The following is a 25,817-nucleotide window of genomic DNA, read 5'->3' on the forward strand; positions in this document are numbered from 1 at the left end:
GCGCTTATTGTATGGGTTAACTATGATGTAATCTAGTGTAAAAAAATTTACGACAAAGTCACAAATTGGTAACCTTAACGCTACTCTTATTGATGATTTTTTTAATTACTTGATAAATACAAGAAATAACTATGGATAAAAAGAAGTATTATCTCGAACTTTCAGCTAATCTATCTAGCTTACTGGCAGGAGAATATGATTTAATTGCAAGTTTGGCGAATACCAGTGCGTTGCTATTTGAACGTCTAGATGGTGTGAACTGGGTTGGGTTTTATTTGAGTAATGAACAAGAGTTGGTGCTAGGGCCATTTCAAGGAAAGGTGGCTTGTGTCAGGATAGCGTTTGGCAAAGGTGTTTGCGGAACCGCTTTTAGTCACAATCTAGTTCAACGTGTGGCAGATGTTCATGCTTTCCCAGGTCACATAGCTTGTGATGCGGCAAGTAACGCTGAAATAGTCTTTCCTTTAGCGGTAAATGGGCGAATTATCGGTGTTTTAGATATTGATAGCCCAAATTTCGACCAGTTCGACCAAGAAGATGAGGATGGGTTGCAACACATTGTAAACCAGTTGTGTCAACACCTGGGAATGTGTTCTACGCCAAAATATTACTAAATATTGGTATGTTAAATTAATAGTAACGTGGCAATTGTCAGCAACACGATTATAATGTCGGCTTGTTCATGCCCGTGAGGTTGGCAAAATTGTTGTTATCAGGAAATTTCATGGAAAATCAACCTAAGTTGAAAAGTAGTAAAGAAGTAATCGCATTTTTAGCGCAGCGTTTTCCACGTTGTTTTATCGCTGAAGGCGAAGCTCGTCCGTTAAAAGTCGGAATTTTTCAAGATATCGTAGGATGTCTGACCGAAGAAGATGGTATTAGTAAAACGCAGCTACGTTCTGCGTTGCGCATGTATACCTCTAGCTGGCGTTATCTTTACGGTGTTAAAGAGGGAGCTAAACGTGTTGATTTGAATGGCGATGACTGTGGCGAATTAGACGCAGAGCACATTGCACATGCACGTCAGCAATTAACTGAAGCGAAAGCAAGAGTTCAAGCACAACGTGCTGAGCAAAAAGCGCAAAAACGTCCTGCCGCTAAAAAGCCGAGTGAAAAAACCGCTCGTAGCCCTGAAGCTGCAAAAGAAAATGCGCCTCGCCGCCGTCCGTCAGACAATAAAGAACGCCCGCAAAACACGCCTGCAAAAACCCCACGTCGTAATAACGTTGCACCAGAACAAACATTGAAATCAGTAACTGATATCAATGCATTACAAATTGGCCAATCTTTAAAAGTTAAAGTTGGGTCGAGTGTAATGGATGCCTCTGTAATGGAAATTGCTAAAGACGGTGTTAGGGTTCAATTGCCAAGTGGACTGGCAATGATTGTGCGCGCGGAACATTTAAAGTTCTGATACGGAGGTCCATCAGGTCATGAACAAGCTTCTTAAAATAGCACTTGTTGTTAGTTTAGCGACTTTCGGCAGTGCAATTGCTAATACTCAAGCAGTGACGCCAGTCACTGCTTCCCAGTTACCTGTTTTAAAACAGAATGTACAACATGGCACAGTGAGTGAAAGAGTGAGTTCAAGATTCACTCGTTCCCATTATCGTCAGTTTGATTTAGATGAAGAGTTTTCTGGGAAAATATTTGACCGCTATCTGAATATGTTAGATTTCGGACATAATGTTTTACTTCAATCCGATGTAGACCAATATGCTAAAGATAAAGCAAAAGTTGGCCAGTGGCTTGAAGATGGCAAGTTAGATAAATTTTATGACCTGTATAACCTTTCGCAACAAAGGCGTTTTGAACGATTTAAATATGCCCTTGCTCGTCTCGATCAGCCAATGAATCTTGATGCACATGATTCAATAGAAGTTGATCGTTCGAAAGCGCCTTGGCCTAAAGATAATCAAGAACTTGATAAGCTTTGGGATCAAAAAGTACGATATGATTGGCTAAATCTAAAACTCGCTGGCAAAGATGACAAAGAGATAAAAGAAAAGCTGACTAAACGTTATAATTTTGCTTTAAGGCGTTTGGCTCAGGCGCAAAGTGAGGATGTATTTCAACTCATTATTAATTCTTTTGCTCGTGAAATAGACCCTCACACCAGTTATCTTTCTCCGCGTAATACTGAGCAATTTAATTCTGAGATGAGCTTATCACTCGAAGGGATTGGCGCAGTATTACAGCAAGATGACGAAAACACAGTCATTAACTCATTAGTTGCGGGCGGTCCTGCATCTAAAAGTAAAGAGCTGAAAGTAGGTGATAAAATTATTGGGGTCGGCCAAACTGGTAAGCCAATTGTTGATGTCGTTGGTTGGCGTCTTGATGATGTTGTCGCGCTAATTAAAGGCCCTAAAGGTAGTCAAGTACGGCTAGAGGTTGTTTCTGATACTAAAGGGGCTAAGCCACATATAGTCACTATAGTAAGGGAGCAGATCCGACTGGAAGATCGAGCTGTAAAACTGACAATTAAGCAACAAGGTAAAGATAAAGTTGCTGTATTAGACATTCCAGGTTTTTATGTTGGGTTAACTAATGATGTTAAAACTCAACTGCAAAATATGGCAAAAGATAATGTATCAGCCTTGATTATTGATCTTCGAGGTAATGGTGGTGGTGCATTAACAGAAGCGGTTTCTTTATCTGGTTTGTTTATTCCTAAAGGTCCAGTTGTCCAAGTTAGAGATAACAACGGACAAGTTCGCCAAGACATAGATGATGACGATGTTGTTTATTACAAAGGCCCATTAGTCGTGCTTGTTGATCGTTTTAGCGCATCTGCATCAGAAATTTTTGCAGCAGCAATGCAAGATTATGGCAGAGCGTTAATTGTAGGTGAGCCAACTTTTGGTAAAGGTACCGTTCAGCAACACAGAAGCTTGAGCCGTGTTTATGATCAAATGTTAAAACCAGAATGGCCGTCGTTAGGCTCAGTACAATATACCATTCAGAAGTTTTATCGTGTTAACGGGGGTAGTACACAACGTGAAGGTGTAACACCTGATGTTGTCATGCCAACAGGGCAAGATCCTGCGGAAACAGGTGAGAGCTTTGAGGATAACGCGCTTCCTTGGGATAGTATTCCGCCTGCAAACTATACTAAGGCCGGTAATGTTGCTGGGGATTTATCTGTCATAAAAACCAAGCATTTAGATCGTATTAGCAAAGACCCTGAATTTAATTATATTGATGAAGATATTGCACGTTATAAGGTGAATAAAGAGAGTAAGAATCTGATATCACTTAATTATGCGGAGCGAGAAAAAGAAGATAATGAAATTGAAGCGACTAAGCTAAAACGCATAAATGAACGTAATTCCAAAGCAGGTAAACCATTACTTAAGTCACTTGAGGACTTACCTAAGGATTACGAAGGTCCAGATCCGTATTTGGATGAAACGGTTAAAATGGCAATAGATCTGGCTAAGCAGAATACCAAGATGCTATCTAACCAAAAATAAATTTATTCGGCTATAGATTATTCAATAAGCCAGCGAAAGCTGGCTTTTTTGTGTGTATTACATTTACATTATTAGTTCACTGGCAATATTTAAAACTCTCAACTTCAATTAGTTATAGATTTCTTTACCTTTGCTTAATTTATCCTAAACTTTTAGGGTATGTTCCTTATTAATGAGGTAATGCCAATGAATAAATTATTTTTAGGATTGATTGCGGTTATCGTTATAGTGATTTCATCATTAGGTACCGCTAATGCAAGGAATTATCCTTGTTCAGGCAGTAAGGGTGGAATTGATCGTTGTGATGGCGGCCAATTTATTTGTAATGATGGCTCAACGAGCCGCTCTGAACAGGTCTGTACTGTAGACTTAAAAAATTCAATTAACAGTAAAGCGGGTGTAGCTGGCGCGAGTGTTTCAAAGCCATCAAGCAAGCCTTCTGTAACAGAATCAATTAAAACGACGAGTGAAAAAGCAAATAAGAAGACCAGTGAAAAAATTGGCAAAGCATCAGATGACACTGCTGATAAAATTAAAGACGTAAAAAGTACGACCACGAAGAAAGTAGATAAAGAGCCACTAAAAGCGACAAAGGAAAAAATACCTAAGGATATTGATAAAGAATCTACTAAAGCAACAAAAGAAAAAGCGACCAAAGATACTGATAAAGACACGACTAAAGTGGTAAAGGATAAAGCTGCTAAGGCGACTGGTACAGATACGACTAAAGCCACAAAAGAAAAAGTGACCAAAGCCGCTGATAAAGAAAAAACTAAAGTTGCAAAAGAGAAAACCGTAAAAGATACCAAAGAAAAAGCGCCAAAAAATACGACTAATTAACTTTAACCTATCGACATTTATCATTATTTTGAATAAATGCCATCTCATTTGACGTGAGATGGTATTTTATTGTCGTCATTGCATACTAATAGAGATAGTAAGAATGAATTAAATTTGATAAATAAAAAGTTAAATATGTGTCTCTAGTCTCATGTTGTGTATAAGATGGCGGAAACTAGAGGGTTACTCATATGTATGCTGTTGATATCAAGCCTTGAATTTTAAAAGTTAATAATCTAGAAAATGAATGATTATTTTTGTACTTTTAAAAACAGTGAGTTATCAGTATCATTTTATATAATATTGCAAGAAAACAATCTTTTTTGAGGCATCTATTCATATTATATGTAAAGTTATGTCGTTTTTTGCTTTTTTAATGTTAATTGACTTGAAATAGTGTGAAAAAACCTTATTTATAAAGTAAATTCTACGTGATATCTGTTTTTACCAAGGAATACATAAAAATGATGAGAATTGTTTTATTCTTGCTCACAAACTTAGCGGTTATGTTTGTGTTTGGGATAATCTTAAGTTTAACGGGCATTCAAGGCAGTAGTGCTCAAGGTTTGTTGATCATGGCTGGGCTGTTTGGTTTTGGCGGTGCATTCATTTCTCTATTGATGTCTAAATGGATGGCACTTAAATCCGTTGGTGGTGAAGTTATTGAGTCACCTCGTAATGATGTAGAGAGATGGCTAATAAACACTGTAGGGCGTCAAGCACAACAGGTAGGTATTCAAATGCCTCAGGTTGCGATTTATCATGCGCCTGATATAAATGCATTTGCAACGGGAGCTCGCCGTGACGCATCTCTTGTTGCTGTTAGCACGGGCTTGTTAGAAAACATGAGCCGAGATGAGGCAGAAGCGGTTATTGCGCATGAGATTAGTCATATTGCTAATGGTGATATGGTGACAATGACGTTGCTTCAAGGTGTTGTGAATACCTTTGTTATCTTTATTTCTCGTATTATTGCACAGCTTGTTGCTGGGTTTATGTCAAACAATAATAATGAAAATGAAAGTAGCAACGGCAATCCCATGGTTTATTTTGCAGTTTCAATGGTATTAGAAATTGTATTTGGGATACTTGCTAGCATTATTACGATGTGGTTCTCTCGTCACCGCGAGTTTCATGCCGATGCGGGTTCTGCTCAGTTAGTGGGTAGAGAAAAAATGATAGCTGCGCTTCAACGATTAAAAACTAGCTATGAGCCACAAGAAGAAGGGCGTTTAATGGCATTTTGTATTAATGGTCGCGGTAAAGCATTTAGTGAGTTATTTTTATCACATCCACCGTTAGACAAGCGTATTGAAGCGTTGCGCTCAGGACAGTATTTAAAATAGTATTTGCATAGATCAAATGACAAGTTAAATAATAATTTGAATGAAGTAAAAGCCACTCAAAATTTATTGAGTGGCTTTTTTATGTTCAAAGGTATTTAATTTTTGGTATAGAAGCTTTTATTCAAAGGTTATGGACTAGAAATACTAACTTTTAGTACTGAATTATAAATATATATGAAATGTCTGTTTTAATTAGAAAATAGAGCTAAGTATATTTATCTAGTGATGAACGTGGAGTGCTAGCTAAATAGAGCGATATTGATCAGCTGACTTTAATTTTTTGATAAAAAAAGCCCCCTTCATAGGGTTCTGAAGGGGGAGCTAAATGAATAAAGAATGGTTTAATTCATGAACAAAGATAGGCTATTTCGATAAATGAAACTTAGTTATTTGTGCAGTATAAACCGCTTTTATACGGTTATATGCTATAAATAGCATTTATCGCTAAATGTTCTATTGGCGATAGCCTGCTTTAATCTGCTCTAGTGTATTTTTATATGTTTCTGCTTGTTTTTCATCTTCAATTAATGCGACTTCTCTTTGCATTTTAATTAAAATTTTACCAGCATCTGCTTGGCCAATCGCTTTAAGCATATGTGTGACTAAATTTTTTAAACAAGTGATCTCATCCGCAAGGGTATTAACATCAGGCTCGGTAGGGAAATGGGTTTTCATTTAGAGATTCCTTTAATAATAAACAGTAATTCGCAGATTGTAGCACAGAAAAAATCCCGATGTGTTCTAACATAAGTGGTATTAATGATAATGTGGTAGAAATGGCTGTGCATGAGGATAGTATCAACAAGATTGTCTTATTTTTGTTATTAAAAGCATAAGTGGGCAATTTAATCTGAATGTTCAGCTGTATTTATTGAAAAGTAATAAGATTGAATATTGATTGTCTTGTATTGACATTCTTAGTTAGAGCATCTTTAAAAAATGCCTCATAGTGTGATATGATTCACATAATTCTCTATAGCATACACAAGGCGAAAATAAACATGTAGCGACGGCAACACGTAAAATTGTGCCTCGATACATTTTAGTCATCGTTAAAGTTGCTTTTATCTTAATCTCCCTTTTTGTTGTTTTGCGCAATGGTATTGTATTTTTTGTGCAGATTAACGCATGGAAAAATAAGGCTTGGTATTAGACAATGACTCAGGTTTCTAGAAAAACAGCATGGATAAGAGTTGTGATATTAGCAGTAGCTGCTTTTGTCTTTAATACAACAGAATTTGTGCCTGTGGCATTGTTAAGTGATATTGCTGAAGGTTTTGATATGACAGTGGCCCATACGGGGCTGATGATCACAATTTATGCTTGGGTAGTGGCAATAATGTCATTACCGCTGATGCTACTAACCAGTAAAATTGAACGGCGTAAGTTGTTAGTATTCTTGTTTATTGTCTTTATTATTAGCCATATTATTTCGGGCTTTGCATGGAGTTTTGACGCGCTTATAGGCGCTCGAGTTGGTGTCGCATTATCACATGCTGTATTTTGGTCAATTACAGCATCGCTTGCTATCCGAGTTGCACCAGCAGGTAAAAAAGCGCAGGCGTTAGGATTATTGGCAACGGGCACAGCATTAGCAACAGTATTGGGTTTACCTATTGGTCGAGTAATTGGACAATTTTTAGGTTGGCGCATGACGTTCTTATCTATAGGTGCGATTGCTGCTGTCACAATGATTGCACTTATACGCTTTTTGCCTCACTTACCAAGTGAGCATTCGGGATCTTTAAAAAGTTTGCCTATCATATTCAAGCGCCCCGCACTGGTGGGTATATTCGTATTGACAGTTGTCGTTGTTACTGCACATTTTGCTGCATATAGCTATATTGAACCATTTGTACGAGATGTTGCTTTACAAAGTCAAAATTTTGCCACGATATTGCTACTTATTTTCGGTGCCGCAGGTATTGTCGGCAGTGTTATTTTTAGTCGTTATAGTAGCAAATATGCATTAACTTTTTTACCTACTGCAATTGGTGTATTAACTGTCTGCTTACTATTATTGATGCCGCTAGGCGGGGATATAGGGTCCCTTATTCCTCTGTCGATATTTTGGGGAATAGCGATTATGTGTATTGGCTTAGGAATGCAGGTCAAAGTCATTGACTTATCGCCCGACGCGACCGATCTATCTATGGCAATTTATTCTGGCATTTTTAATCTTGGGATTGGTGGTGGGGCATTACTTGGTAATCAAGTTATCATCCATATGGGTATGACGTATATTGGCTATGTTGGTGCAGCATTTGGTATTATCTCATTGATTTGGTGTATTTATATTTTTAAACGCTATAAAGAATCATTTAAGGATAAATTACCTCAATCAAGCATTCACTAATTAATTTTATTGTCATGAAAGTATTATTTTATAGGCAGTATATTTTGACTATATAATTAAATAACACGCGTATATTGTCTATTCAATATGGTTGTAGCTAAGCATAGTGTAGCTAACTATGGCGATGATTAATATTTACAACCAAAAGCTCGATTTATCCACAATTATTGGTATGCTGCTTAATAGATAGTTAATATGTTGCCATTAATCTGTTTTCAAGAAGCAGTACCACTGATTAGAGGGAACAGAAGCTGATATTATTGGAGAATGTGATGAAGTGTAAAATCAGTGCTCTGTTAAAACCGGTTATTTCAATAAGTTTAATTAGTACTTTTTCTTTCATGCTTACTGCTTGCAGTAATTCTGAATCAAGTAAGATGACACGAGCGGAAAATTCGGATGCACAGTATGCCCAACAAGTTGTTAATTTAGGCTATGGGGCGCAAGAGGCTTGTGTCTCTGCTGGTGGATTACCTGCGATGACATTAGAATTGAATGGTAACCAAACAGCAGTTTGCCAATTTGCTAATGGAAAGCGTTGTGCGGCTGATATCATTCAAAGTGGTAGCTGTATTTAATAAGCGATTTCCCACGCATTATTTCATGTATATCGTGATGTATATTACTGCGAAAAATATTTTAATATACTAACCCCCATATTTATTTAAAAATATAGGGGTTATTTAAATAAATATCATTATTATTAACATTACACCTTTAAGTGTTTAATTAATCATTAGTCCTCTTTCAAATTTAAACTATACTCTTTCTTAAATGCAAAAATACCCTAACGTGTTGTTTTTTATTAAAATAAAATTATTTGGTTTATTTTGCCATTAAAGCGTTTATTGTTTTTTTATATTACGATAATAAGGTGTAGGATAATTATATTATTGTACGTAATAGATTATCTTATTTCGACTGGCAGTTTTTTATTCTAAATAAATAATTGATCTTCATTTGAAAAGTTATTAACCTTCATTGTAAGGTCATAATTAAAATTATAAAAAAGTATATTAACAATTATAACTATTTATTTTCAATTCAATGAAGAGTAATGAAAAATGAAAAAGAAAATTGAGGAGTATACTGGCCCAGCCGCAGGTTGGGGTGCCGTTAAAGCTGTTGCTCAAGCGTTGCGTGGACAAATGGAAATAGGCCATGATGTGATTGCAATGTTTGATATGAATAAAGTCGATGGTTTTGATTGCCCCGGTTGCGCATGGCCAGATCCTAAGCATACTGCATCATTTGATATCTGTGAAAATGGCGCTAAAGCCATTGCGTGGGAAGCTACATCAAAACGTACTACACCTGAATTTTTTGCTAAGCATACAGTGACGGAATTACTCAGTTGGGATGATTTTCATTTGGAAGACGAAGGGCGCTTAACACATCCGATGAAATATAATCCGCAAATAGATAAATATGAGCCAATTGAGTGGGATGAGGCATTTAAGCAGATAGGTGAAAAACTGCAAAACTATTCAGACCCTAATACTGTTGAGTTTTATACTTCTGGCCGTACATCCAATGAAGCTGCTTTTTTGTATCAGTTATTGGCTCGTGAATATGGAACTAATAACTTTCCTGACTGTTCTAACATGTGTCACGAACCTACGAGTGTTGGGCTAGCTGCATCCATTGGAGTAGGTAAAGCAACGGTATTATTGGAAGATTTTGATAAAGCGGATTTAGTGATTTGTATTGGGCATAATCCGGGTACCAACCACCCTCGTATGTTGAGTTCATTGCGTGAGGTTTCTAAACGCGGCGCTAAAATAATTGCTATTAATCCGTTGCGAGAACGAGGTCTTGAGCGTTTTGCATATCCACAAGATGTCGTTGAAATGCTTACATTAGAATCAACACCTTTGGCTGGGCATTATTATAAAGTACGAATTGGTGGTGATACTGCTTTGATTAAAGGCGTGATGAAAGTACTCATTGAGCGTCATCAAACTGCGCTTGAAGCAGGTCAGCCACCTATTCTTGATACCGATTTTATTTCAACCCACACTCACGGTTATGATGCCTTAAAAAATGATGTGTTAACCACAGGGTGGAAAGATATTTTACGCGTTTCAGGACTATCCCGTGAAGCGATTGAGGAAATTGCCGACCTTTATAGTGAAGCAAAAAATACCATTATTTGTTATGGCATGGGAATAACTCAGCACCAGCATGGTACGCAAAATGTTCAGCAACTGGTTAATTTGTTGCTATTAAAAGGTAATATCGGTCGTGAAGGTGCTGGAATTTGCCCGTTGCGTGGTCATTCTAATGTGCAAGGGGATCGTACTGTTGGGATCACAGAAAAACCAAGCAAGCATTTTTTGGATAAGATAGCACAACGTTTTGGTTTTCAGCCTCCAAGTGAATTTGGTCATGCCGCAGTGGCGAGTATGCAAGCTATCTCTGCGGGTAGTGCTAACGCATTAATCTGTATGGGTGGAAATTTAGCAGTTGCTATGCCAGATAAAGAAGCTTGTTACGCAGGTATGAAAAAACTCGATTTAGCTGTACATACTGCAACTAAACTCAATCGTTCCCATTTACTGACAGCTAAAAATACTTTTTTATTGCCGGTGTTAGGACGTAGTGAAATTGATAGGCAGGCGAGTGGCGCACAGTGCATTACAGTGGAAGACTCTATGTCTATGGTGCACGCTTCTAAAGGATTATTAAAACCCGTCAGTCCGTATTTAAAATCGGAATGTGCAATTGTAGCGGGTATTGCTAAAGCTACAATACCCGCAACTAAAGTTGAATGGGATAACTTCATTGATAACTATGATCTTATCCGCGATGCGATGGAAGTGATTTTACCTGACTTTGATAATTACAATGCACGAATTAAAATTCCGGGTGGTTTTCATCTTACCAATGCAGCTTCAGAGCGTCGTTGGTTAACTCAATCAGGTAAAGCTAACTTTGTGCCTACAGAAGGTGTAATTGAAGATCCAAAATCTGCGGTTAATAGTGAGTTGATACTTGCGACACTACGTAGTCATGATCAATATAACACCACCATTTATGGAATGAATGATCGTTATCGCGGCGTATTTGGTCAGCGAGATGTCGTCTTTATCAGTGAAGGTGAAGCGAAAAAACAGAAATTGAAAGCGGGTGATAAGGTTAATATTATTGCATTAGATAGCAATCAAAAACCGACAAAACGTCGCTTAGATAATTTGACGGTTGTGATTTACGATATGGCAGATCGTTCAGTTGCGACTTATTTTCCAGAAGCAAACAATTTGATTACGTTAGATAATTTTGACCCACAATGTGGTATTCCGGCATACAAAAATATTCCTGTAAAATTGGAAATTGTTATGTAATTGCTGATTCGGATTTGAGACAGTTAATCTTTGCTGGCTGACTAATTAAAATACCCCATATGTTTAATCATTAACTATGGGGTATTTTTTAAGACTATTTTTTGGATGGGAAAAATTGGCTTATTAAAACAATGATAGCAATAAGTAAATAAGCAGCAAAAATACCAATTAGCCATTGTGGCATATCTAAACCTAAAAATGCCCATTGTCTTACTGCACAGTCACCAGAAGCTTCAAATACAGCAGGGACCCATTCTTGTAATGGCAGCCAATCTGGGAAATTGACAAAGAAATCACAAGATGCGAAAGGTGATGGGTAGAGCTGTAGCATGGTATGTTCCCATGCAAGTTCTAAGCCTCGCCATGCAGCATAAATCCAAATGATGATGGCAATCCAGCGGATTACTATGTTTCTTGGCGCAATGGCTCCCATTAAGCCTGCGGCTATAACACCGAGCAAAGCGACACGTTCATAAATGCACATAACGCAAGGTTGTAGCTTCATTACGTGCTGAAAATACAGCGCAGCACATTCCAGCATAAACGCCGTAAAGGCCATTAATAGCCATGCGCCTCGTCCTTGTGAGCAGTAGTTAAAAAATCTGAACATACTTAGATTCCCTAAATTAGTGATGTGCCATTTTGCCTCTAACCGACTGATAAAAAAAGCGTCAAAAATCAAATTAAAGGTTTTTTGAGTAGGCTTTACCTAACATTACAAAATAAGCCGCATAAAATCGCGGCTTATAAAGATTGATATCGTTAAGTTAATGCGCATTATATCCGAAAACTAAGGTAGTGAAACCCAACCAATGCTTTCCATCCAGTTAGTTATAGGGATTAACCATAATTCGACACCAAGTAATCCTACAATAGTCATTACGATAGTATAAGGCAATGCCATCCATACCATACGACCATATGACAAACGAATCAGTGGTGATAACGCGGAGGTTAACAGGAACAAGAAAGCAGCTTGACCATTTGGTGTTGCAACGGAAGGTAAGTTGGTTCCCGTGTTAATTGCCACCGCGAGTAATTCATATTGGTGTTGTGAAACAAGCCCTTCATTAGCGGCTTTTAATGCTTCCGTAATATATACCGTACCAACAAATACATTATCTGAAACTGCGGAGAGTAATCCGTTAAATAAATAAAATAGTGATAATTGAGAGGATTCGGAGGATTGCAGAACATACTGAATAAATGGTGTAAATAATTGTTGATCAATAATAACGGCGACAACACTGAAAAAAACAGTTAATAGTGCAGTAAAGGGAAGAGCTTCTTCAAATGCTTTACCTAATGCATGCTCTTCTGTGATCCCGCAAAAAGTGGTCGTTAAAATAATGACAGAAAGGCCGATAAGTCCTACTTCAGCAAGGTGAAATGCGAGGGCTAGAATAAGCCATACACCGATTAAGCCTTGAACAATTAACTGAGCCAACTCTTTTTTAGTACGCTTGGCGCTCATTTTTTTATCATGTTCAGTTAATATCTGGCGCACTGTTGAGGGTAATTCTGTTCCGTAACCAAATAATTTGAATTTCTCGACAAGATAACAAACTAATAAACCACAAATAAAAACAGGAACAGTGACTGGCGCCATACGTAGATAGAAGGTAATGAAATCCCAATTAACATGTTTGGCAATAATGAGGTTTTGTGGTTCACCAACCATCGTCATTACACCCCCTAAGGCAGTACCAATGCCAGCATGCATCATTATGCTACGTAAAAAAGCACGGAACTGTTCAAGGGTTTGTTTTTTCTCTACGGTATCAATGAAATTATCATTTTGTAGATCGGTATTATTGTGATGACTGGATGCGTATTGATGATAAATAGAATAAAAACCAATAGAGACACTAATAACGACAGCTATCACAGTAAGTGCATCTAAAAAGGCAGATAAAAACGCACTTGCTAAGCAAAATGATAACGATAGAATTCGTTTAGAACGGACGTTTATTAGTAGTTTCGTGAAAACAAACAGCAATAGCTGTTTCATGAAATAGATGCCTGCCACCATAAAAATTAGTAAAAGAACAACCTCTAGGTTATTACTAATTTCGTGGGAAATTTGTGCGGGTGTTGTCATTCCCATGATAACGGCTTCAATGGCGAGCAGGCCACCAGGCTGTAGTGGGTAACACTTTAATGCCATTGCTAATGTGAATATAAACTCAATAACTAAAAGCCAACCAGCAACGAAAGGGCTAACATAATAAAAAATAATTGGGTTAATAATTAAAAATAAAATAATTGCTAACTTGTACCAATCCGGTGAATTGCCTAGAAAATTTTTCAAAAAGGCTCTTTTTAAACTAAAATCCATTATGATTTGTTATCCTCTTTTGGGGATGTTGTGTGATGTTGCCCTACATAGTACGCTTATCTTTTGTATTATTTAAGTCCTTTTGCTAATAGATAATATATGAATTATATGGAATTTTTATGATTAACCGCATTGTTTATTGTGAGTCTAACTATCTCATTTTGTGGCAATCTGATATGCTTTCGTCTAAATCCGTCTAAAAATGTTTGGAATAATAAAAATATGGTAATTCGAGCTCAAAGTCCGGCAGGCTTCGCGGAAGAATATATAATTGAAAGTATTTGGAACAATCGATTCGCACCGGGAACAATTCTACCCGCCGAGCGCGAGCTTTCTGAACTTATTGGCGTGACAAGAACAACACTTCGCGAAGTATTACAACGATTAGCGCGTGATGGCTGGTTAACCATTCAGCATGGTAAACCAACAAAAGTGAATAATTATTGGGAAACGTCAGGTTTAAATATTCTTGAAACTCTCGCAAGATTAGACCATGACCGAGTTCCGCAACTGGTTGATAATTTGCTAGCGGTAAGAACAAACATTGCGGCTATTTTTATTCGTACCGCTTTTCGTAATAATCCAGAAAAATCTCTTGAAGTTTTATCTGGAAAAGACAAAGTTGAAGATAATTCCGATGCTTTTAGTGATTTAGACTACAATATTTTCCGTGGCCTCGCTTTTGCATCCGGTAATCCAATTTATGGATTAATTATTAATGGCTTGAGAGGGCTGTATACCCGAGTGGGACGCTATTATTTCTCGAACCCAGAAGCTAGACGCCTTGCTTTGAATTTTTACCAGCAATTATCTAATTTATGTCGCGAACAAGCGTATGACCGTATTATGGAATGTGTCAGGAATTATGGTAAGGAAAGTGGACTAATTTGGCATAGTATGCAAGGTAATATGCCCTCAGATTTAGCGCTTATTCGTTAGAAATATTGAGTAAAGAAAATCCTATAATTAACCAGTTCAATATTCGTAACTGGTTTTTTTATCTCCGCTGTATCTTCGCAATATCCTCATATAGTTATTCCAAATAGGTTTAGCGTACTTTTCATCTTCATGTTTTGCTGATAACACAGTAATAAAACGACTTAGTGAGTGTTAAATTCCGTTAAATTAAAAAATATAAGCATAATAAACCGTGGGTATTCGGCGTCTAGAATTTAACGATAAATAGTGTATCAATATAAAATCTCGCTTGATAAGTATAAAAGTCTGTATCTTTCTATTCATATTATAAAAATTAATTTAATTAATTCTATATGATATTGATATATTTAAATAATTTTTTTCATGTAATTAATGTCGTTAGCAGAATATATGATTGAATCGAGGGAATCTGATTTTTAATGGAATATTCGACTTTATTGTTAAAAATGTTAATCAACTGTATTGGAAAATGAAAACTAGAATATTATTCTATTGAGTAAATTATAGTCATGCGTAAGGTGGGTATATGAAAGTTATGGTCTTAGGCGCAGGTGTTATCGGTGTTACAACCGCATGGTATTTAGCCAAGCAAGGGCATGAAGTGATCGTTGTTGATAGACAACTCGATGTTGCAGAAGAAACGAGCGCAGCGAATGCAGGACAAATTTCACCTGGCTATGCAACGCCTTGGGGGGCACCAGGTATTCCAATAAAAGCAATAAAATGGATGTTTGAAAAGCATGCACCTTTAGCCATTAAACCTGATGGGTCATTATTCCAATTACGTTGGATGTGGCAGATGTTAAAAAATTGCGATATTCAACATTACTCCATGAATAAAAGTCGTATGGTGCGCATCGCGGAGTATAGCCGTGATTGTATTCGGCAATTAAGAACGGATACTGGTATTAATTATGAAGGTCGTCAAGCGGGCACTTTGCAGTTGTTTAGAACAGAAAAACAATTTGATAATGCGGCTAATGATATCGCTGTTCTAAAGCAAGAGGGCGTTGCTTACGAATTGTTAACAGCAAATGAGCTAATCAAAGTTGAGCCTGCTCTTGAATATGTAAAAGATAAGCTTACTGGCGGATTGCGATTGCCCAATGATGAGACTGGTGATTGTCAGCAATTTACTAAAAAGCTGGCTAAAATGGCTCAAGCCGCAGGTGTGATATTTAAATTTGGCGCTAAAGTTGAACAAATTTTAACGGATGGTAATAAAATCAGTGGCGTAAAAATTGATGGTGAAGTGGTTAAGGCTGATCAATATGTTGTCGCTATGGGGTCTTATTCAACCGCGATATTACAGCAATTAGTTAAAATACCCGTGTATCCATTAAAAGGTTATTCATTGACGATGCCTATTTTAGATACACAACGAGCTCCGGTATCGACAGTGCTTGATGAGACTTATAAAATAGCTGTGACTCGTTTTGATGACCGCATTCGCGTTGGTGGTATGGCTGAAGTTGTGGGATTTAATTTAGATGTCTTGAAACAGCGTTGTGAAACATTAAAGATGGTTGTGCAAGATCTGTATCAAGGTGGCGGTGATATAAATCAAGCTCAATTCTGGGCGGGGTTGCGTCCGATGACGCCAGATGGTACGCCAATTGTGGGTGCAACTGTTTATAGTAATCTTTATCTTAATACTGGCCACGGTACATTGGGTTGGACCATGGCTTGCGGTTCTGCAAAACTACTTGCAGATTTGATTTCTGGCAATAAGCCGGATATCAAATTCGATGATTTGTCAGTATTTCGATATGTAGATGGCTTTAATACAAAATTGGTATCTAGTGGACATTTATCGCCAGTACGTTAAATGGGCGGCTAAAAAACAGTGAGGATGATTATCCTCGATAATAAAGGAATTAATATGCCACGCCCAATCAGTGCGGTTATTCATTTACAAAATTTAACGCATAACTTATCCGTCGTGCGCAAACACATTGGGCAAGCCAAAATTTGGTCAGTGATGAAGGCTGATGGTTATGGTCATGGTATAAAACAAATTTGGCGTGCTTTACAAGAAACGGATGGTTTTGCTGTTTTAGATCTTAATGAAGCTATTTTATTACGAGAGGAAGGCTGGAAAGGCCCAATATTATTGCTTGAAGGCTTTTTTCAAGCACAAGATTTACTTGTGATTGAGCAATATCAGCTTGCGACAAGTATTCATAGTCAATGGCAGCTAGCCGCGATAGCAAAAGCACCATTGAAAACGCCAATATCGGTGTATATTAAGCTAAACAGTGGAATGAACCGATTAGGTTTTTCCCAAGATGAATATATGAATGTCATTAGTCAGTTAAATGCGATGGCAAATGTGGGTGAAATTACGCTAATGAGCCACTTTGCAAATTCTGACATTAAAACGGGTATAAAGACTCCGTTGCAACAAATTAGGCAATTTGACCATTTGTCTTTACCAACTTGCATAGCTAACTCAGGTGCTGCACTTTGGCACAGTGGGACACATTATGATTGGGTTCGTACAGGAATAATACTTTATGGCGCTTCGCCTAGTGGTAAATGGGCTGATGTGGTTGATTTAAATCTTAAAGCTGCGATGACGTTAAAATCAGAAATCATCGCTATTCATAAGATTAAAGCCGGGCAATCTATTGGTTATGGTAGTAAGTTTACTGCAACAAAATCGATGCGTATTGCAACAGTGGCTTGTGGCTACGCAGATGGCTATCCACGACATGCGCCAACGGGTACGCCTGTCTGGTGCCATGGCGCTAAACATGCGCTGTTAGGTGCGGTGTCGATGGATATGCTAACGATTGATGTTACTAATTGTCCTGATGCGAATATTGGCTCATCTGTGGAGCTTTGGGGAGAAAATATCCCTATCGATGATGTTGCTCAGATGGCTGGAACGATTGGTTATCAATTAATGTGTGCACTAGCCAAAAGAGTTCCTGTGAGCTATTAATATATTTGTATATAATACAGGTAATCATTCAATATAGATAAGTTTACCAATTTAGCTTTAAATGTGATTTATTAGGCTAATATTGGGAAATGTTCTATATTGCGTTAACATATCCTCTAATTCATTTTCATTTACTCTTGGATTTTGTATGTCTAAAACAATTAAATTAACAACACTAGCTGTCGCATTAGGTATGTTATCAAGTGCTGCAGTTGCAGGAACGTGGTCAGTAGGTGCGTCAGTTTTGGCTCAATCTACTCCCTATAAAGGCATCAAATCACGAGACTATGTAACGCCAGTCCCTGTCATTAACTATGAAGGTGAGAATTTCTATTTTCATACTTTAGCAGCAGGTTACTACCTGTGGAATGATGGTGTTGACCAACTGTCACTGGATGCTTATTACTATCCTCAATTTTTCAAGCCTAAAGATAATGACGATAACGCGATGCGTGAGTTAGATCGTCGCCGTGATACCGTAATGGGCGGTTTTACTTATAAACATAAAGCTGATTGGGGTACATTAAGATTTATTGGTTCTGGTGATATGTTGGGGATTAGTAATGGTTTACGTGCTGAAACGGCATATCTCTATAGTTTCCAAGCTGACAAATGGACATTGACACCAGGTATCGGTATTAAGTGGGACAGTGAAAACCAAAACAGATACGAATATGGTATCTCTTCAAAAGAGTCTCGCAATAGTGGATTAAAACGTTACCAGCCAGGCTCTAGCTGGACGCCATTCTTAGAATTATCAGGTAATTATCGCTTTGATGAAAACTGGACAGCATTCGCTGCGGGTCGTGTTGACCATATGTCTAGTGAAGTCAAAGATAGCCCGATGGTGAATAAATCAGTGTCGGCTATTGTATGGACGGGCTTCACTTATACTTTCTAAGTGATGAACCTCGGATAAGTGTTCTATTACAGACTTATCAAAGTTAATATAAAAAACCCCAAAGGTAGATACTTTTGGGGTTTTGTTTTTTCTATTATTTTATCTATATTTTTATGCACTAGGCTTGAGGTTTGTTATCTCGACAAACCATGACTAATGATAAACGAGCAGGGTGCTGGGCTTCACTTATCATCGGTTTATTAATTCGGGCTGTTTCGACGCAGACCATCTGCTTATAACCATTATTTGGCATATCTTTCATACTGCAAGATAATTCAGCCCATGGATTCCAGCAAACGACATCGCTATGGTGATAATGGTGGATTTCAATGGTACGAGCCCAACCATCATCGCGTAATAAACTGTATTCTTCAGGTTCGGTATAAACACGGTCAGTCAATTTATTAAATTTGAGCGGTTCTGAAATATAAACTTCTTTATCAGCAACGGTATCTAAATAGTGATCGCCAAGGCCATAAACTGTCGCTTTTTGAATGTCACTTATATTGAAATAGGAATGTAAAGCGGCAGTCGCTTCAAAATCACCATAACTTTCTAATTCAAGCTCACAAGTTTCACCTAATTTCATTCGTAAGATTAATGTGAATTCATGAGGCCACAATTTACGACTGTATTCTGTATCCGTTAACGTGAAAGTGAGAATTACGCCGTCTTCATGTTCGTTATGAGCAGTAAATTTCCAAGGCAAAATACGAGCGAAACCGTGGCTAGGGCTGTTTACAGGACCAAACCAAGGCCAACAGATGGGAATACCCCCACGGATTGCAGTGCCTTCTTTAAATGCGCTCTCCGCGCTGAGCCATAAACAGGGTTTTTGTCCTGCTGGTTGCCAATCAATTAACTGAGCCCCTTGAAGGCTTACGACGCCTCGAACTTTTGGGTGAGAAACCACAATAAGAGGAAGTTCATCCAATTGGCGTTGAGTAATGTATGCAGAGACCTGTTTAATGACTGGTAATGCAAATAATTTATCGTGCATGATATTCCGCCTGTTTTGATGGGACAGAGACAGCAGTTTATTAGGTGGTGAAAGTATTATAGCGCTTCAAATGAATAAAGAATGATAAGACAAGAGATTGAAAAAAAGAAGTGATATATAACCATTTGATGCGATACAAAAGAGCCGCCATAAGGCGGCTCCGTAAACACTAATAACGTAATAGCTCTTATTTAGAGATATGTGAAATTAGGTCTAATACTTTGTTTGAATAACCAGTTTCGTTGTCATACCAAGCAACTAGTTTTACAAAGTTGTCGCTCAGAGCGATACCAGCTTTAGCATCAAATACTGAAGTCAGTTTTTCGCCGTTGAAGTCAGTTGATACAACTTCATCTTCGGTATAACCCAGAACGCCTTTCAGTTCGCCTTCAGATGCGTCTTTGATAGCTTTGCAAATTTGAGCGTAAGTAGCAGGCTTTTCAATACGAGCAGTCAAGTCAACAACAGAAACGTTAGGTGTTGGTACACGGAATGCCATACCAGTCAGTTTGCCGTTTAACTCAGGGATAACTTTACCAACAGCTTTTGCAGCACCAGTTGAAGATGGGATGATGTTTTGAGAAGCACCACGACCACCACGCCAGTCTTTATGAGAAGGACCATCAACTGTTTTTTGTGTTGCAGTTGTTGCGTGAACTGTTGTCATCAAGGCTTCAACGATACCGAAGTTATCATTGATAACTTTAGCCAAAGGCGCCAAGCAGTTAGTTGTACAAGAAGCATTAGAAACGATTTCTTGACCTGCATAGTTCTTATGGTTAACACCCATAACGAACATTGGAGTGTCATCTTTAGAAGGGCCAGTCAGAACAACTTTTTTCGCGCCAGCTTGGATGTGTTTGCGAGCAGTTTCGTCAGTCAGGAATAGACCTGTAGCTTCTGCAACAACATCAACACCCACTTCTTGCCATTTCAGGTTCGCAGGATCTCTTTCTGCAGTAACACGGATTTTTTTACCGTTAACGACTAAGTGACCATCTTTAACTTCAACAGTACCGTTGAAACGGCCATGAGTTGAGTCATATTTCAACATGTACGCCATGTAGTCTGCATCAAGCAAATCGTTGATAGCAACGATTTCGATATCTGAACGCTCTTGTGCAGCACGGAAAACGATACGGCCAATACGACCAAAACCATTAATACCTACTTTGATAGTCATAGTATTTCCACCAGCTATTTATTCGTGAATTAAGTTACAGTTAAAGTTACCAAAACCTTGCCAGTCGTCAAGCGGAATCGTGTCAATTATTGAAAAAAATCAATTCTGATACCACTAACTGCTTATTTGTTAGCCACTTTAGAGGCAAATATCGCCGCACGTATTATCGGGGTTGTGCAGCATAATGAAACCATCCATCAGTGATATATGTGATGCTGCTCACAAATCAAATGGGAAAGTGTGCTGCTTATTAGTCTAGAATAGTTTTACAAAAAATGTTGTTAAATTTTTGTTGTTTTAGAATTAGTGTATGATTGTGTTAATACCATCTTTTAATTTAAATACATGGGTAATACATGTCAAATAAAGTCAAACAACCTATTGATTTATCTGATTTAAATGAAATGCAGCTCTATGTTACGCAGCAGGCAGGAACAGAGCCTCCTTTTAGCGGTCAATTATTACATAACCGTAAAGATGGTGTGTATGAATGCTTGTGCTGCGGTACGCCACTTTTCCTTTCTGAGACTAAATTTGATGCCGGATGTGGTTGGCCAAGTTTCTATGAACCAATCAAGGAAGGGGCGATAAAATATATTGAAGATGTCTCTCATGGTATGCATCGAATTGAAGTTCGTTGCCAAAACTGTAATGCGCATTTAGGGCATGTTTTTCCTGATGGACCACAGCCAACAGGGCAACGTTACTGTATAAATTCAGCATCGTTAAGTTTTTTGGATGATGATAATGGTGAAAAAACCTTAGGTTAGTGTATTTCATGATGCTGAAGCTTGCTGAACACCATAAAGATAAAACAGCAATATCGATTCAGCAAAATAAATGGAAAAAGAATTATTTAAACACTCAGTTTTGTAAGATTTATTTAAGGAGCACTCTTGTGAGCGTAGAAATAGATGCAGAACATATTGAACAGTTGCTTGCGGTGATGACACCTGAAATATACCAGCGTTTGGTAACAGCGGTAGAGCTTGGTAAATGGCCAGATGGGGTAGTATTAACGCCTGATCAAAAAGAACATAGCTTACAAATGGTATTATTATGGCAATCTCGCAATAACCATAATCCAGATCACATGACTGTCGGGACTGATGGACAAATTACCATGAAAAGTAAACAAGAATTAAAATCCATTTTTCAAGGTGATATGTTAGCAACACTGAAACCACAAAATCATGATTGATTTTAAACTAAAAATGGCGCTTAACGCTGAGAAATGCTTTGCTTCTTAAGATTAAGATAATAAAAAAGTGACGTTGTCACTGAATGTGAGTGATGCGCATTCTGATTTATTGAGATAGTAAATAAGCGCTAAATGCGCCGAGCATGAAAGCAAGGCGCAGTTTGAATTTAACTTAACGTATTGAGAGTAATTAATTTAGCACCTGATTTTTGCATTTCGAGTAAGGCATTCTGGCTATCTTGCGCTGATAAATTCACACCACGACAGCCATCGGTTAGCACATCAACCAGATAACCCAATGTTAGGGCATCAAGCACTGTAAATTTAACGCAATAATCTGTCGCAATGCCCATTACGATTAAGTGTGTGATTTGCTGCTGTTGTAGCCATTGATGTAAACGTGTTTGAGTGACTTGGTCATTATCAAAAAAGGCACTATAGCTATCAACTTGATGATTTTCACCTTTAGTAAAAATTTCATCAATGGCTTGTATGTTTAACTCAGGATGAAAGTCTGAGCCTATTTCGCCTTGCACACAATGAACCGGCCACCAAACTTGTGGAATACCATTTAAGTCACCAATATCGCCAATTTGAGTACCTGAATTATCGGCAAAACTTAAATGTGTCGCGGGGTGCCAATCTTGGCTTGCAATAATTTTGATATTATTTTTTAGGCAGATATCAATCGCCTTATTGGCGGTATCGATGACTTTTTCGCTCTCTTGAACAGCTAATGCGCCGCCTGAACAAAAATCATTCTGTAAATCGACTAATAATAAGGCTGATTTCATTACGCTCTCAGTTCCTATATTGATTTATAGTGCTATTCATCTGCATAGCTTAGCTCACCGCGTAAATTATTTTGCATTAATTCACGGATATGTGATGAGGTATAATCTTGGCTAAGTAAATAATGTAATTTACTTAATGCGGCCTCAAATGTCATGTCATAGCCGCTAATTACACCAGCTTCTGCAAGGGCATGACCAGTTGCGTAGCCTTCCATATTAACTCTGCCAGAAATACACTGGGTCAAATTCACCACGATAATACCGCGATTAGTGGCTTCACGTAAGATGCGCAATAGCTCAGGCTGTTGTGGTGCATTACCGATACCATATGAGCGCAAAATCAATGCTTTTACTGGCTGTTGTAATATGTTTCGGACGATATCTATCGATAAGCCTGGGTAAAGTGTAACAACGCCTATCGGTTGTGGGGTGATGCGGTGCGTTTTCAATTCACCGATACCAATAGGTGCCGGGCACGTATTGTATGAGCGAATATGAATACCTGCTTCCATTAGTGGTGTGCAGTTAGGAGAACTAAATGCATCGAAACCATCCGCATGCGCTTTTACGGTTCGGTTTCCACGATAAAGCTTATTATTAAAAAATAATCCGACTTCATTGACTGGATAATTCGCGGCTAAATATAGCGCATTTAATAGGTTAGTTTGACCGTCGGAGCGTAATGCTTCTAATGGTATTTGTGACCCTGTCACAATAATCGGCTTCTTTAAGTTTTCAAACATAAAAGACAGAGCAGAAGCCGTAAATGCCATAGTATCAGTACCGTGTAGGATCACGAAGCCATCATATTGGTGATAGTTATGACTAATATCATCAGCAATATATTGCCAATCTTCAGGGGTAATATCGGATGAATCGATTAGTGGCTGAAGTTCTCGGATCGTAAACTCAGGCATTTCACTGCGATGGAATTCAGGCATTTTAGCTAATTGGGCTTGTAAATGGCCAGAAACGGGGATGTAGCCTTGAGCTGAGTGGCTCATTCCGATGGTGCCGCCAGTGTAGACAACATAAATCGATTTCTTCTGCATCTTTTTACCTAATCTTTTACCTAAGTCATGTACAGATAAGTTCAAATAAATCATGAACTGGATGTCAGGGATTTTGACTTATTTAATTGGGATTATCTACGGATAAAATAATATTTTATAGATTGATATACAGATACGGTGCTGTAACTCTAGATAAATCCCCCTCATTTGATTGAGGGGGCAATATTTAGTTAATGTCAGCGCAGTTCAGGCAAAATGCATATCGATTTTGTGGATCATTCATTTTTAAAAAGAATTGTGCTTGTTGGCGGATATCAGTTGCAACGGCAGGAGGCAAGAACGCTTGCAACATATCGGGCATCACGGCCTGTACATTTGTGGTTAGCTCAAGGAGGAGTTGATCCATAAATGAAAGCTCAGGCGACATCCAATCGAGTTCAACGGAATCAAGTTTGGCAAGCTCAGCGGCTTTTGATACAGCATCATCAAAGTCTCCGAGTTCATCAACTAAACCATTTTTTAAAGCATCTTGACCAACCCATACACGACCTTGTGCAATTTTATCTATTTCCGCTGGTGTTTTATGACGAGATTTAGCCACTAAGCCAATAAATGTTTCATAGCCATTTTCGATAGTTAATTGCATCATGTCTGAAAACTGAGGAGTGATACCTTTTGTTAGTGAAAGGTCTGCGAGTGGTGAAGTTGATACACCATCAGTATAGACACCGATAGTTTCTAAGGTATTTTCGAATGTGTTGATCACACCAAAGATCCCAATAGAGCCGGTAAGTGTGCTTGGGCTAGCAATAATGTAATTGGCAGGGGTTGATACCCAATAGCCTCCAGATGCAGCCATTCCTCCCATAGACACAACTATAGGTTTACCTGCTGCGCGGACAGAGGCTAATTCACTGCGGATTAAATCTGAGGCACTGACACTTCCGCCTGGGCTATTTACACGTAAAATAATGGCTTTAATGTTGTCATCAAGTCGAGCATCACGAATTTGTGAAGCAATAGTATCGCCGCCTGCGATCCCAGCTGTTTGAGGCCCATCCATAATGGCACCTTGTACAACAATAACGGCAATATTACCCGTTTTATTTGTTGAAGTATCAGCCGTTTGAACCGAATAATCATAGATACTAATGCTGTTAAATTGCTTATCCTCTTTATTCCAACCAAAGTGTTTAGTCAAAATATTTTCAGATTCTTCATGGGTGTAAATTTTATCTACTAATTTTTGTTTTAGTGCATATTGTGCACTACTACCTTTATTGGCACGTAACTGATTCAGTATCTCATCGGCACCCGGAAAAATTTGTTTATCCGTTGTATTCCTGTTGGTTGCTAAGGCCGAAAGATAATTGTTCCATAATGCATTTAACCACTGTTGGTTTGCTTCACGTGCTTCAGGTGACATATTGTCACGCATCATAGGCTCAACGGCTGATTTATATGTGCCAACACGAAAAATATGACTGCTAACTTTTAAGGTTTCTAGTAGCGATTTATAATAAATACTGTTGGTAGAAAAGCCCAAGACACTCACAGAACCTTGAGGTGATAGATAAATATCATCAGCAAAACTGGCTAAATAATATTGAGGTTGGCTAAAATTATCACCGATGGCGTAAACAGGTTTACCCGAGGCTTTGAATTCTTTAATCGCTTTGCCAATATAAGCAAGAGATGGTTGATCTGCACTGACTAAGTTATCTAAACGCAGTACCATACCAGTGATCCTGTCGTCAGTTTCTGCATTACGTATGGCATCTACAATATCAAATAGTGAATTTTCCTGCATACGACTATTTGATGTGCCAAGAAGTTCTCTACTCATTCGCCCAAAAGGGTCGGGCGCTGAAACTTGATCAACAATAACACCTTGAAGATCGACGTAAAGTGCACCAAAATAATTTTTTTCGGGTTTAGAATCAGATTGATATAATACAACTGAACCTATTACCACAAAGAACAACACAATAAAAATAGTGTTGAATACGAGTTCCCTAATAAAATTCAGTATTCGCCAGCTAAATTTAAAGACGGTGGCGATAATTTCCCATATTTGGCGCATAACTTCTCCAGAACGTAATCGATACAGTTTTGTATGTTTAATAATACAGTTGTACG

22 protein-coding genes are annotated in these 25,817 nt (G+C 38.1%); 14 read left to right on the forward strand and 8 right to left on the reverse strand.

Annotation, left to right across the window (positions count from 1 at the left end):
* Positions 1-131: 131 nt before the first annotated feature.
* The 5 genes from DD649_RS08520 (at position 132) to htpX (ending at position 5,662) form a co-directional block, all read left to right on the forward strand.
* A complete protein-coding gene (locus tag DD649_RS08520) occupies positions 132-614 on the forward strand; it encodes a GAF domain-containing protein (RefSeq protein WP_294105951.1) in 483 nt (160 codons plus the stop codon).
* A gap of 110 nt (positions 615-724) precedes the next feature.
* A complete protein-coding gene (gene proQ / locus DD649_RS08525; RefSeq protein WP_336429955.1) occupies positions 725-1,414 on the forward strand; it encodes an RNA chaperone ProQ in 690 nt (229 codons plus the stop codon).
* 19 nt (positions 1,415-1,433) lie between these two features.
* Positions 1,434-3,476 (forward strand): carboxy terminal-processing peptidase, encoded by a 2,043-nt coding sequence (gene prc, locus DD649_RS08530; RefSeq protein WP_294105956.1) that lies wholly within the window; start codon positions 1,434-1,436, stop codon positions 3,474-3,476.
* Positions 3,477-3,662: 186 nt separating this feature from the next.
* Positions 3,663-4,316, forward strand: coding sequence for a cell envelope biogenesis protein TolA (locus DD649_RS08535; RefSeq protein WP_294105959.1), 654 nt, complete (start codon positions 3,663-3,665; stop codon positions 4,314-4,316).
* A 464-nt stretch (positions 4,317-4,780) separates the two neighbouring features.
* Entirely contained in the window at positions 4,781-5,662 is an 882-nt protein-coding gene (htpX, locus tag DD649_RS08540; protein WP_294105962.1) for a protease HtpX, read from the forward strand.
* A gap of 453 nt (positions 5,663-6,115) precedes the next feature.
* Here htpX and DD649_RS08545 read toward each other — a convergent pair whose 3' ends face one another.
* Complete coding sequence (locus DD649_RS08545; RefSeq protein ID WP_294105965.1) at positions 6,116-6,337, reverse strand: DUF2594 family protein; 222 nt, start codon at positions 6,335-6,337, stop codon at positions 6,116-6,118.
* A gap of 481 nt (positions 6,338-6,818) precedes the next feature.
* On the opposite strand from DD649_RS08545, the gene DD649_RS08550 reads away from it, so the two are divergent.
* The 3 genes from DD649_RS08550 (at position 6,819) to DD649_RS08560 (ending at position 11,362) form a co-directional block, all read left to right on the forward strand.
* A complete protein-coding gene (locus tag DD649_RS08550) occupies positions 6,819-8,018 on the forward strand; it encodes a sugar transporter (protein WP_294105968.1) in 1,200 nt (399 codons plus the stop codon).
* A gap of 272 nt (positions 8,019-8,290) precedes the next feature.
* Positions 8,291-8,596, forward strand: a complete 306-nt coding sequence (locus tag DD649_RS08555; protein ID WP_294105971.1) for a DUF333 domain-containing protein — start codon at positions 8,291-8,293, stop codon at positions 8,594-8,596.
* Between the two features lie 486 nt (positions 8,597-9,082).
* Positions 9,083-11,362 carry an FdhF/YdeP family oxidoreductase gene (locus DD649_RS08560; protein WP_294105974.1) on the forward strand — a complete coding sequence of 760 codons (2,280 nt, stop codon included), beginning with the start codon at positions 9,083-9,085 and terminating at the stop codon, positions 11,360-11,362.
* A 94-nt stretch (positions 11,363-11,456) separates the two neighbouring features.
* Here DD649_RS08560 and dsbB read toward each other — a convergent pair whose 3' ends face one another.
* Together dsbB and nhaB are read right to left on the reverse strand one after the other, a co-directional pair.
* Entirely contained in the window at positions 11,457-11,972 is a 516-nt protein-coding gene (gene dsbB / locus DD649_RS08565) for a disulfide bond formation protein DsbB (protein ID WP_294105977.1), read from the reverse strand.
* A 180-nt stretch (positions 11,973-12,152) separates the two neighbouring features.
* Positions 12,153-13,700: a sodium/proton antiporter NhaB gene (gene nhaB / locus DD649_RS08570; protein WP_294105980.1), complete on the reverse strand. Its 1,548-nt coding sequence runs from the start codon at positions 13,698-13,700 to the stop codon at positions 12,153-12,155.
* Between the two features lie 222 nt (positions 13,701-13,922).
* On the opposite strand from nhaB, the gene fadR reads away from it, so the two are divergent.
* The 4 genes from fadR (at position 13,923) to DD649_RS08590 (ending at position 18,487) form a co-directional block, all read left to right on the forward strand.
* Entirely contained in the window at positions 13,923-14,639 is a 717-nt protein-coding gene (fadR, locus tag DD649_RS08575; RefSeq protein ID WP_294105983.1) for a fatty acid metabolism transcriptional regulator FadR, read from the forward strand.
* Positions 14,640-15,165: 526 nt separating this feature from the next.
* Positions 15,166-16,467, forward strand: a complete 1,302-nt coding sequence (locus DD649_RS08580) for a D-amino acid dehydrogenase (RefSeq protein WP_294105986.1) — start codon at positions 15,166-15,168, stop codon at positions 16,465-16,467.
* Positions 16,468-16,521: 54 nt separating this feature from the next.
* Positions 16,522-17,586: an alanine racemase gene (alr, locus tag DD649_RS08585; RefSeq protein ID WP_294105989.1), complete on the forward strand. Its 1,065-nt coding sequence runs from the start codon at positions 16,522-16,524 to the stop codon at positions 17,584-17,586.
* 148 nt (positions 17,587-17,734) lie between these two features.
* Positions 17,735-18,487 carry a MipA/OmpV family protein gene (locus tag DD649_RS08590; RefSeq protein ID WP_294105992.1) on the forward strand — a complete coding sequence of 251 codons (753 nt, stop codon included), beginning with the start codon at positions 17,735-17,737 and terminating at the stop codon, positions 18,485-18,487.
* A gap of 118 nt (positions 18,488-18,605) precedes the next feature.
* On the opposite strand, the gene DD649_RS08595 is transcribed toward DD649_RS08590, so the two are convergent.
* Complete coding sequence (locus DD649_RS08595; RefSeq protein WP_294105996.1) at positions 18,606-19,487, reverse strand: D-hexose-6-phosphate mutarotase; 882 nt, start codon at positions 19,485-19,487, stop codon at positions 18,606-18,608.
* A gap of 187 nt (positions 19,488-19,674) precedes the next feature.
* Positions 19,675-20,670 (reverse strand): glyceraldehyde-3-phosphate dehydrogenase, encoded by a 996-nt coding sequence (gene gapA / locus DD649_RS08600; RefSeq protein ID WP_294105998.1) that lies wholly within the window; start codon positions 20,668-20,670, stop codon positions 19,675-19,677.
* A 356-nt stretch (positions 20,671-21,026) separates the two neighbouring features.
* Between gapA and msrB the strand changes: the two genes are divergently transcribed.
* Together msrB and DD649_RS08610 are read left to right on the forward strand one after the other, a co-directional pair.
* Entirely contained in the window at positions 21,027-21,440 is a 414-nt protein-coding gene (gene msrB / locus DD649_RS08605; protein ID WP_294106001.1) for a peptide-methionine (R)-S-oxide reductase MsrB, read from the forward strand.
* A 128-nt stretch (positions 21,441-21,568) separates the two neighbouring features.
* Complete coding sequence (locus tag DD649_RS08610; RefSeq protein ID WP_336429967.1) at positions 21,569-21,871, forward strand: DUF1315 family protein; 303 nt, start codon at positions 21,569-21,571, stop codon at positions 21,869-21,871.
* 167 nt (positions 21,872-22,038) lie between these two features.
* Here the strand turns inward: DD649_RS08610 and pncA are convergent, their stop codons facing one another.
* The 3 genes from pncA to sppA all read right to left on the reverse strand — a co-directional run bounded on the left by pncA (position 22,039) and on the right by sppA (position 25,761).
* Positions 22,039-22,665 carry a bifunctional nicotinamidase/pyrazinamidase gene (gene pncA / locus DD649_RS08615; protein ID WP_294106006.1) on the reverse strand — a complete coding sequence of 209 codons (627 nt, stop codon included), beginning with the start codon at positions 22,663-22,665 and terminating at the stop codon, positions 22,039-22,041.
* Between the two features lie 32 nt (positions 22,666-22,697).
* A complete protein-coding gene (gene ansA / locus DD649_RS08620) occupies positions 22,698-23,717 on the reverse strand; it encodes an asparaginase (RefSeq protein WP_294106009.1) in 1,020 nt (339 codons plus the stop codon).
* A gap of 187 nt (positions 23,718-23,904) precedes the next feature.
* The gene (gene sppA, locus DD649_RS08625; protein ID WP_294106011.1) at positions 23,905-25,761 is read right to left on the reverse strand and encodes a signal peptide peptidase SppA; all 1,857 of its coding nucleotides are present in this window, start codon (positions 25,759-25,761) and stop codon (positions 23,905-23,907) included.
* Between the last annotated feature and the right edge of the window lie 56 nt (positions 25,762-25,817).

Source organism: Providencia sp. (assembly GCF_003533305.1).
Classification (GTDB): domain Bacteria; phylum Pseudomonadota; class Gammaproteobacteria; order Enterobacterales; family Enterobacteriaceae; genus Providencia.

Excerpts from the sequence above, each read along its gene's own strand:
- DD649_RS08580 (WP_294105986.1), top strand. The coding sequence starts at position 15,166 with ATGAAAGTTATGGTCTTAGGCGCAGGTGTTATCGGTGTTACAACCGCA.
- pncA (WP_294106006.1), bottom strand. The coding sequence starts at position 22,665 with ATGAAATCAGCCTTATTATTAGTCGATTTACAGAATGATTTTTGTTCA.
- DD649_RS08595 (WP_294105996.1), bottom strand. The coding sequence starts at position 19,487 with ATGCACGATAAATTATTTGCATTACCAGTCATTAAACAGGTCTCTGCA.
- fadR (WP_294105983.1), top strand. The coding sequence starts at position 13,923 with ATGGTAATTCGAGCTCAAAGTCCGGCAGGCTTCGCGGAAGAATATATA.
- DD649_RS08545 (WP_294105965.1), bottom strand. The coding sequence starts at position 6,337 with ATGAAAACCCATTTCCCTACCGAGCCTGATGTTAATACCCTTGCGGAT.
- alr (WP_294105989.1), top strand. The coding sequence starts at position 16,522 with ATGCCACGCCCAATCAGTGCGGTTATTCATTTACAAAATTTAACGCAT.
- DD649_RS08535 (WP_294105959.1), top strand. The coding sequence starts at position 3,663 with ATGAATAAATTATTTTTAGGATTGATTGCGGTTATCGTTATAGTGATT.
- sppA (WP_294106011.1), bottom strand. The coding sequence starts at position 25,761 with ATGCGCCAAATATGGGAAATTATCGCCACCGTCTTTAAATTTAGCTGG.
- nhaB (WP_294105980.1), bottom strand. The coding sequence starts at position 13,700 with ATGGATTTTAGTTTAAAAAGAGCCTTTTTGAAAAATTTTCTAGGCAAT.
- DD649_RS08520 (WP_294105951.1), top strand. The coding sequence starts at position 132 with ATGGATAAAAAGAAGTATTATCTCGAACTTTCAGCTAATCTATCTAGC.
- DD649_RS08560 (WP_294105974.1), top strand. The coding sequence starts at position 9,083 with ATGAAAAAGAAAATTGAGGAGTATACTGGCCCAGCCGCAGGTTGGGGT.
- proQ (WP_336429955.1), top strand. The coding sequence starts at position 725 with ATGGAAAATCAACCTAAGTTGAAAAGTAGTAAAGAAGTAATCGCATTT.
- gapA (WP_294105998.1), bottom strand. The coding sequence starts at position 20,670 with ATGACTATCAAAGTAGGTATTAATGGTTTTGGTCGTATTGGCCGTATC.
- DD649_RS08555 (WP_294105971.1), top strand. The coding sequence starts at position 8,291 with ATGAAGTGTAAAATCAGTGCTCTGTTAAAACCGGTTATTTCAATAAGT.
- DD649_RS08590 (WP_294105992.1), top strand. The coding sequence starts at position 17,735 with ATGTCTAAAACAATTAAATTAACAACACTAGCTGTCGCATTAGGTATG.
- ansA (WP_294106009.1), bottom strand. The coding sequence starts at position 23,717 with ATGCAGAAGAAATCGATTTATGTTGTCTACACTGGCGGCACCATCGGA.
- DD649_RS08550 (WP_294105968.1), top strand. The coding sequence starts at position 6,819 with ATGACTCAGGTTTCTAGAAAAACAGCATGGATAAGAGTTGTGATATTA.
- htpX (WP_294105962.1), top strand. The coding sequence starts at position 4,781 with ATGATGAGAATTGTTTTATTCTTGCTCACAAACTTAGCGGTTATGTTT.
- dsbB (WP_294105977.1), bottom strand. The coding sequence starts at position 11,972 with ATGTTCAGATTTTTTAACTACTGCTCACAAGGACGAGGCGCATGGCTA.
- prc (WP_294105956.1), top strand. The coding sequence starts at position 1,434 with ATGAACAAGCTTCTTAAAATAGCACTTGTTGTTAGTTTAGCGACTTTC.
- msrB (WP_294106001.1), top strand. The coding sequence starts at position 21,027 with ATGTCAAATAAAGTCAAACAACCTATTGATTTATCTGATTTAAATGAA.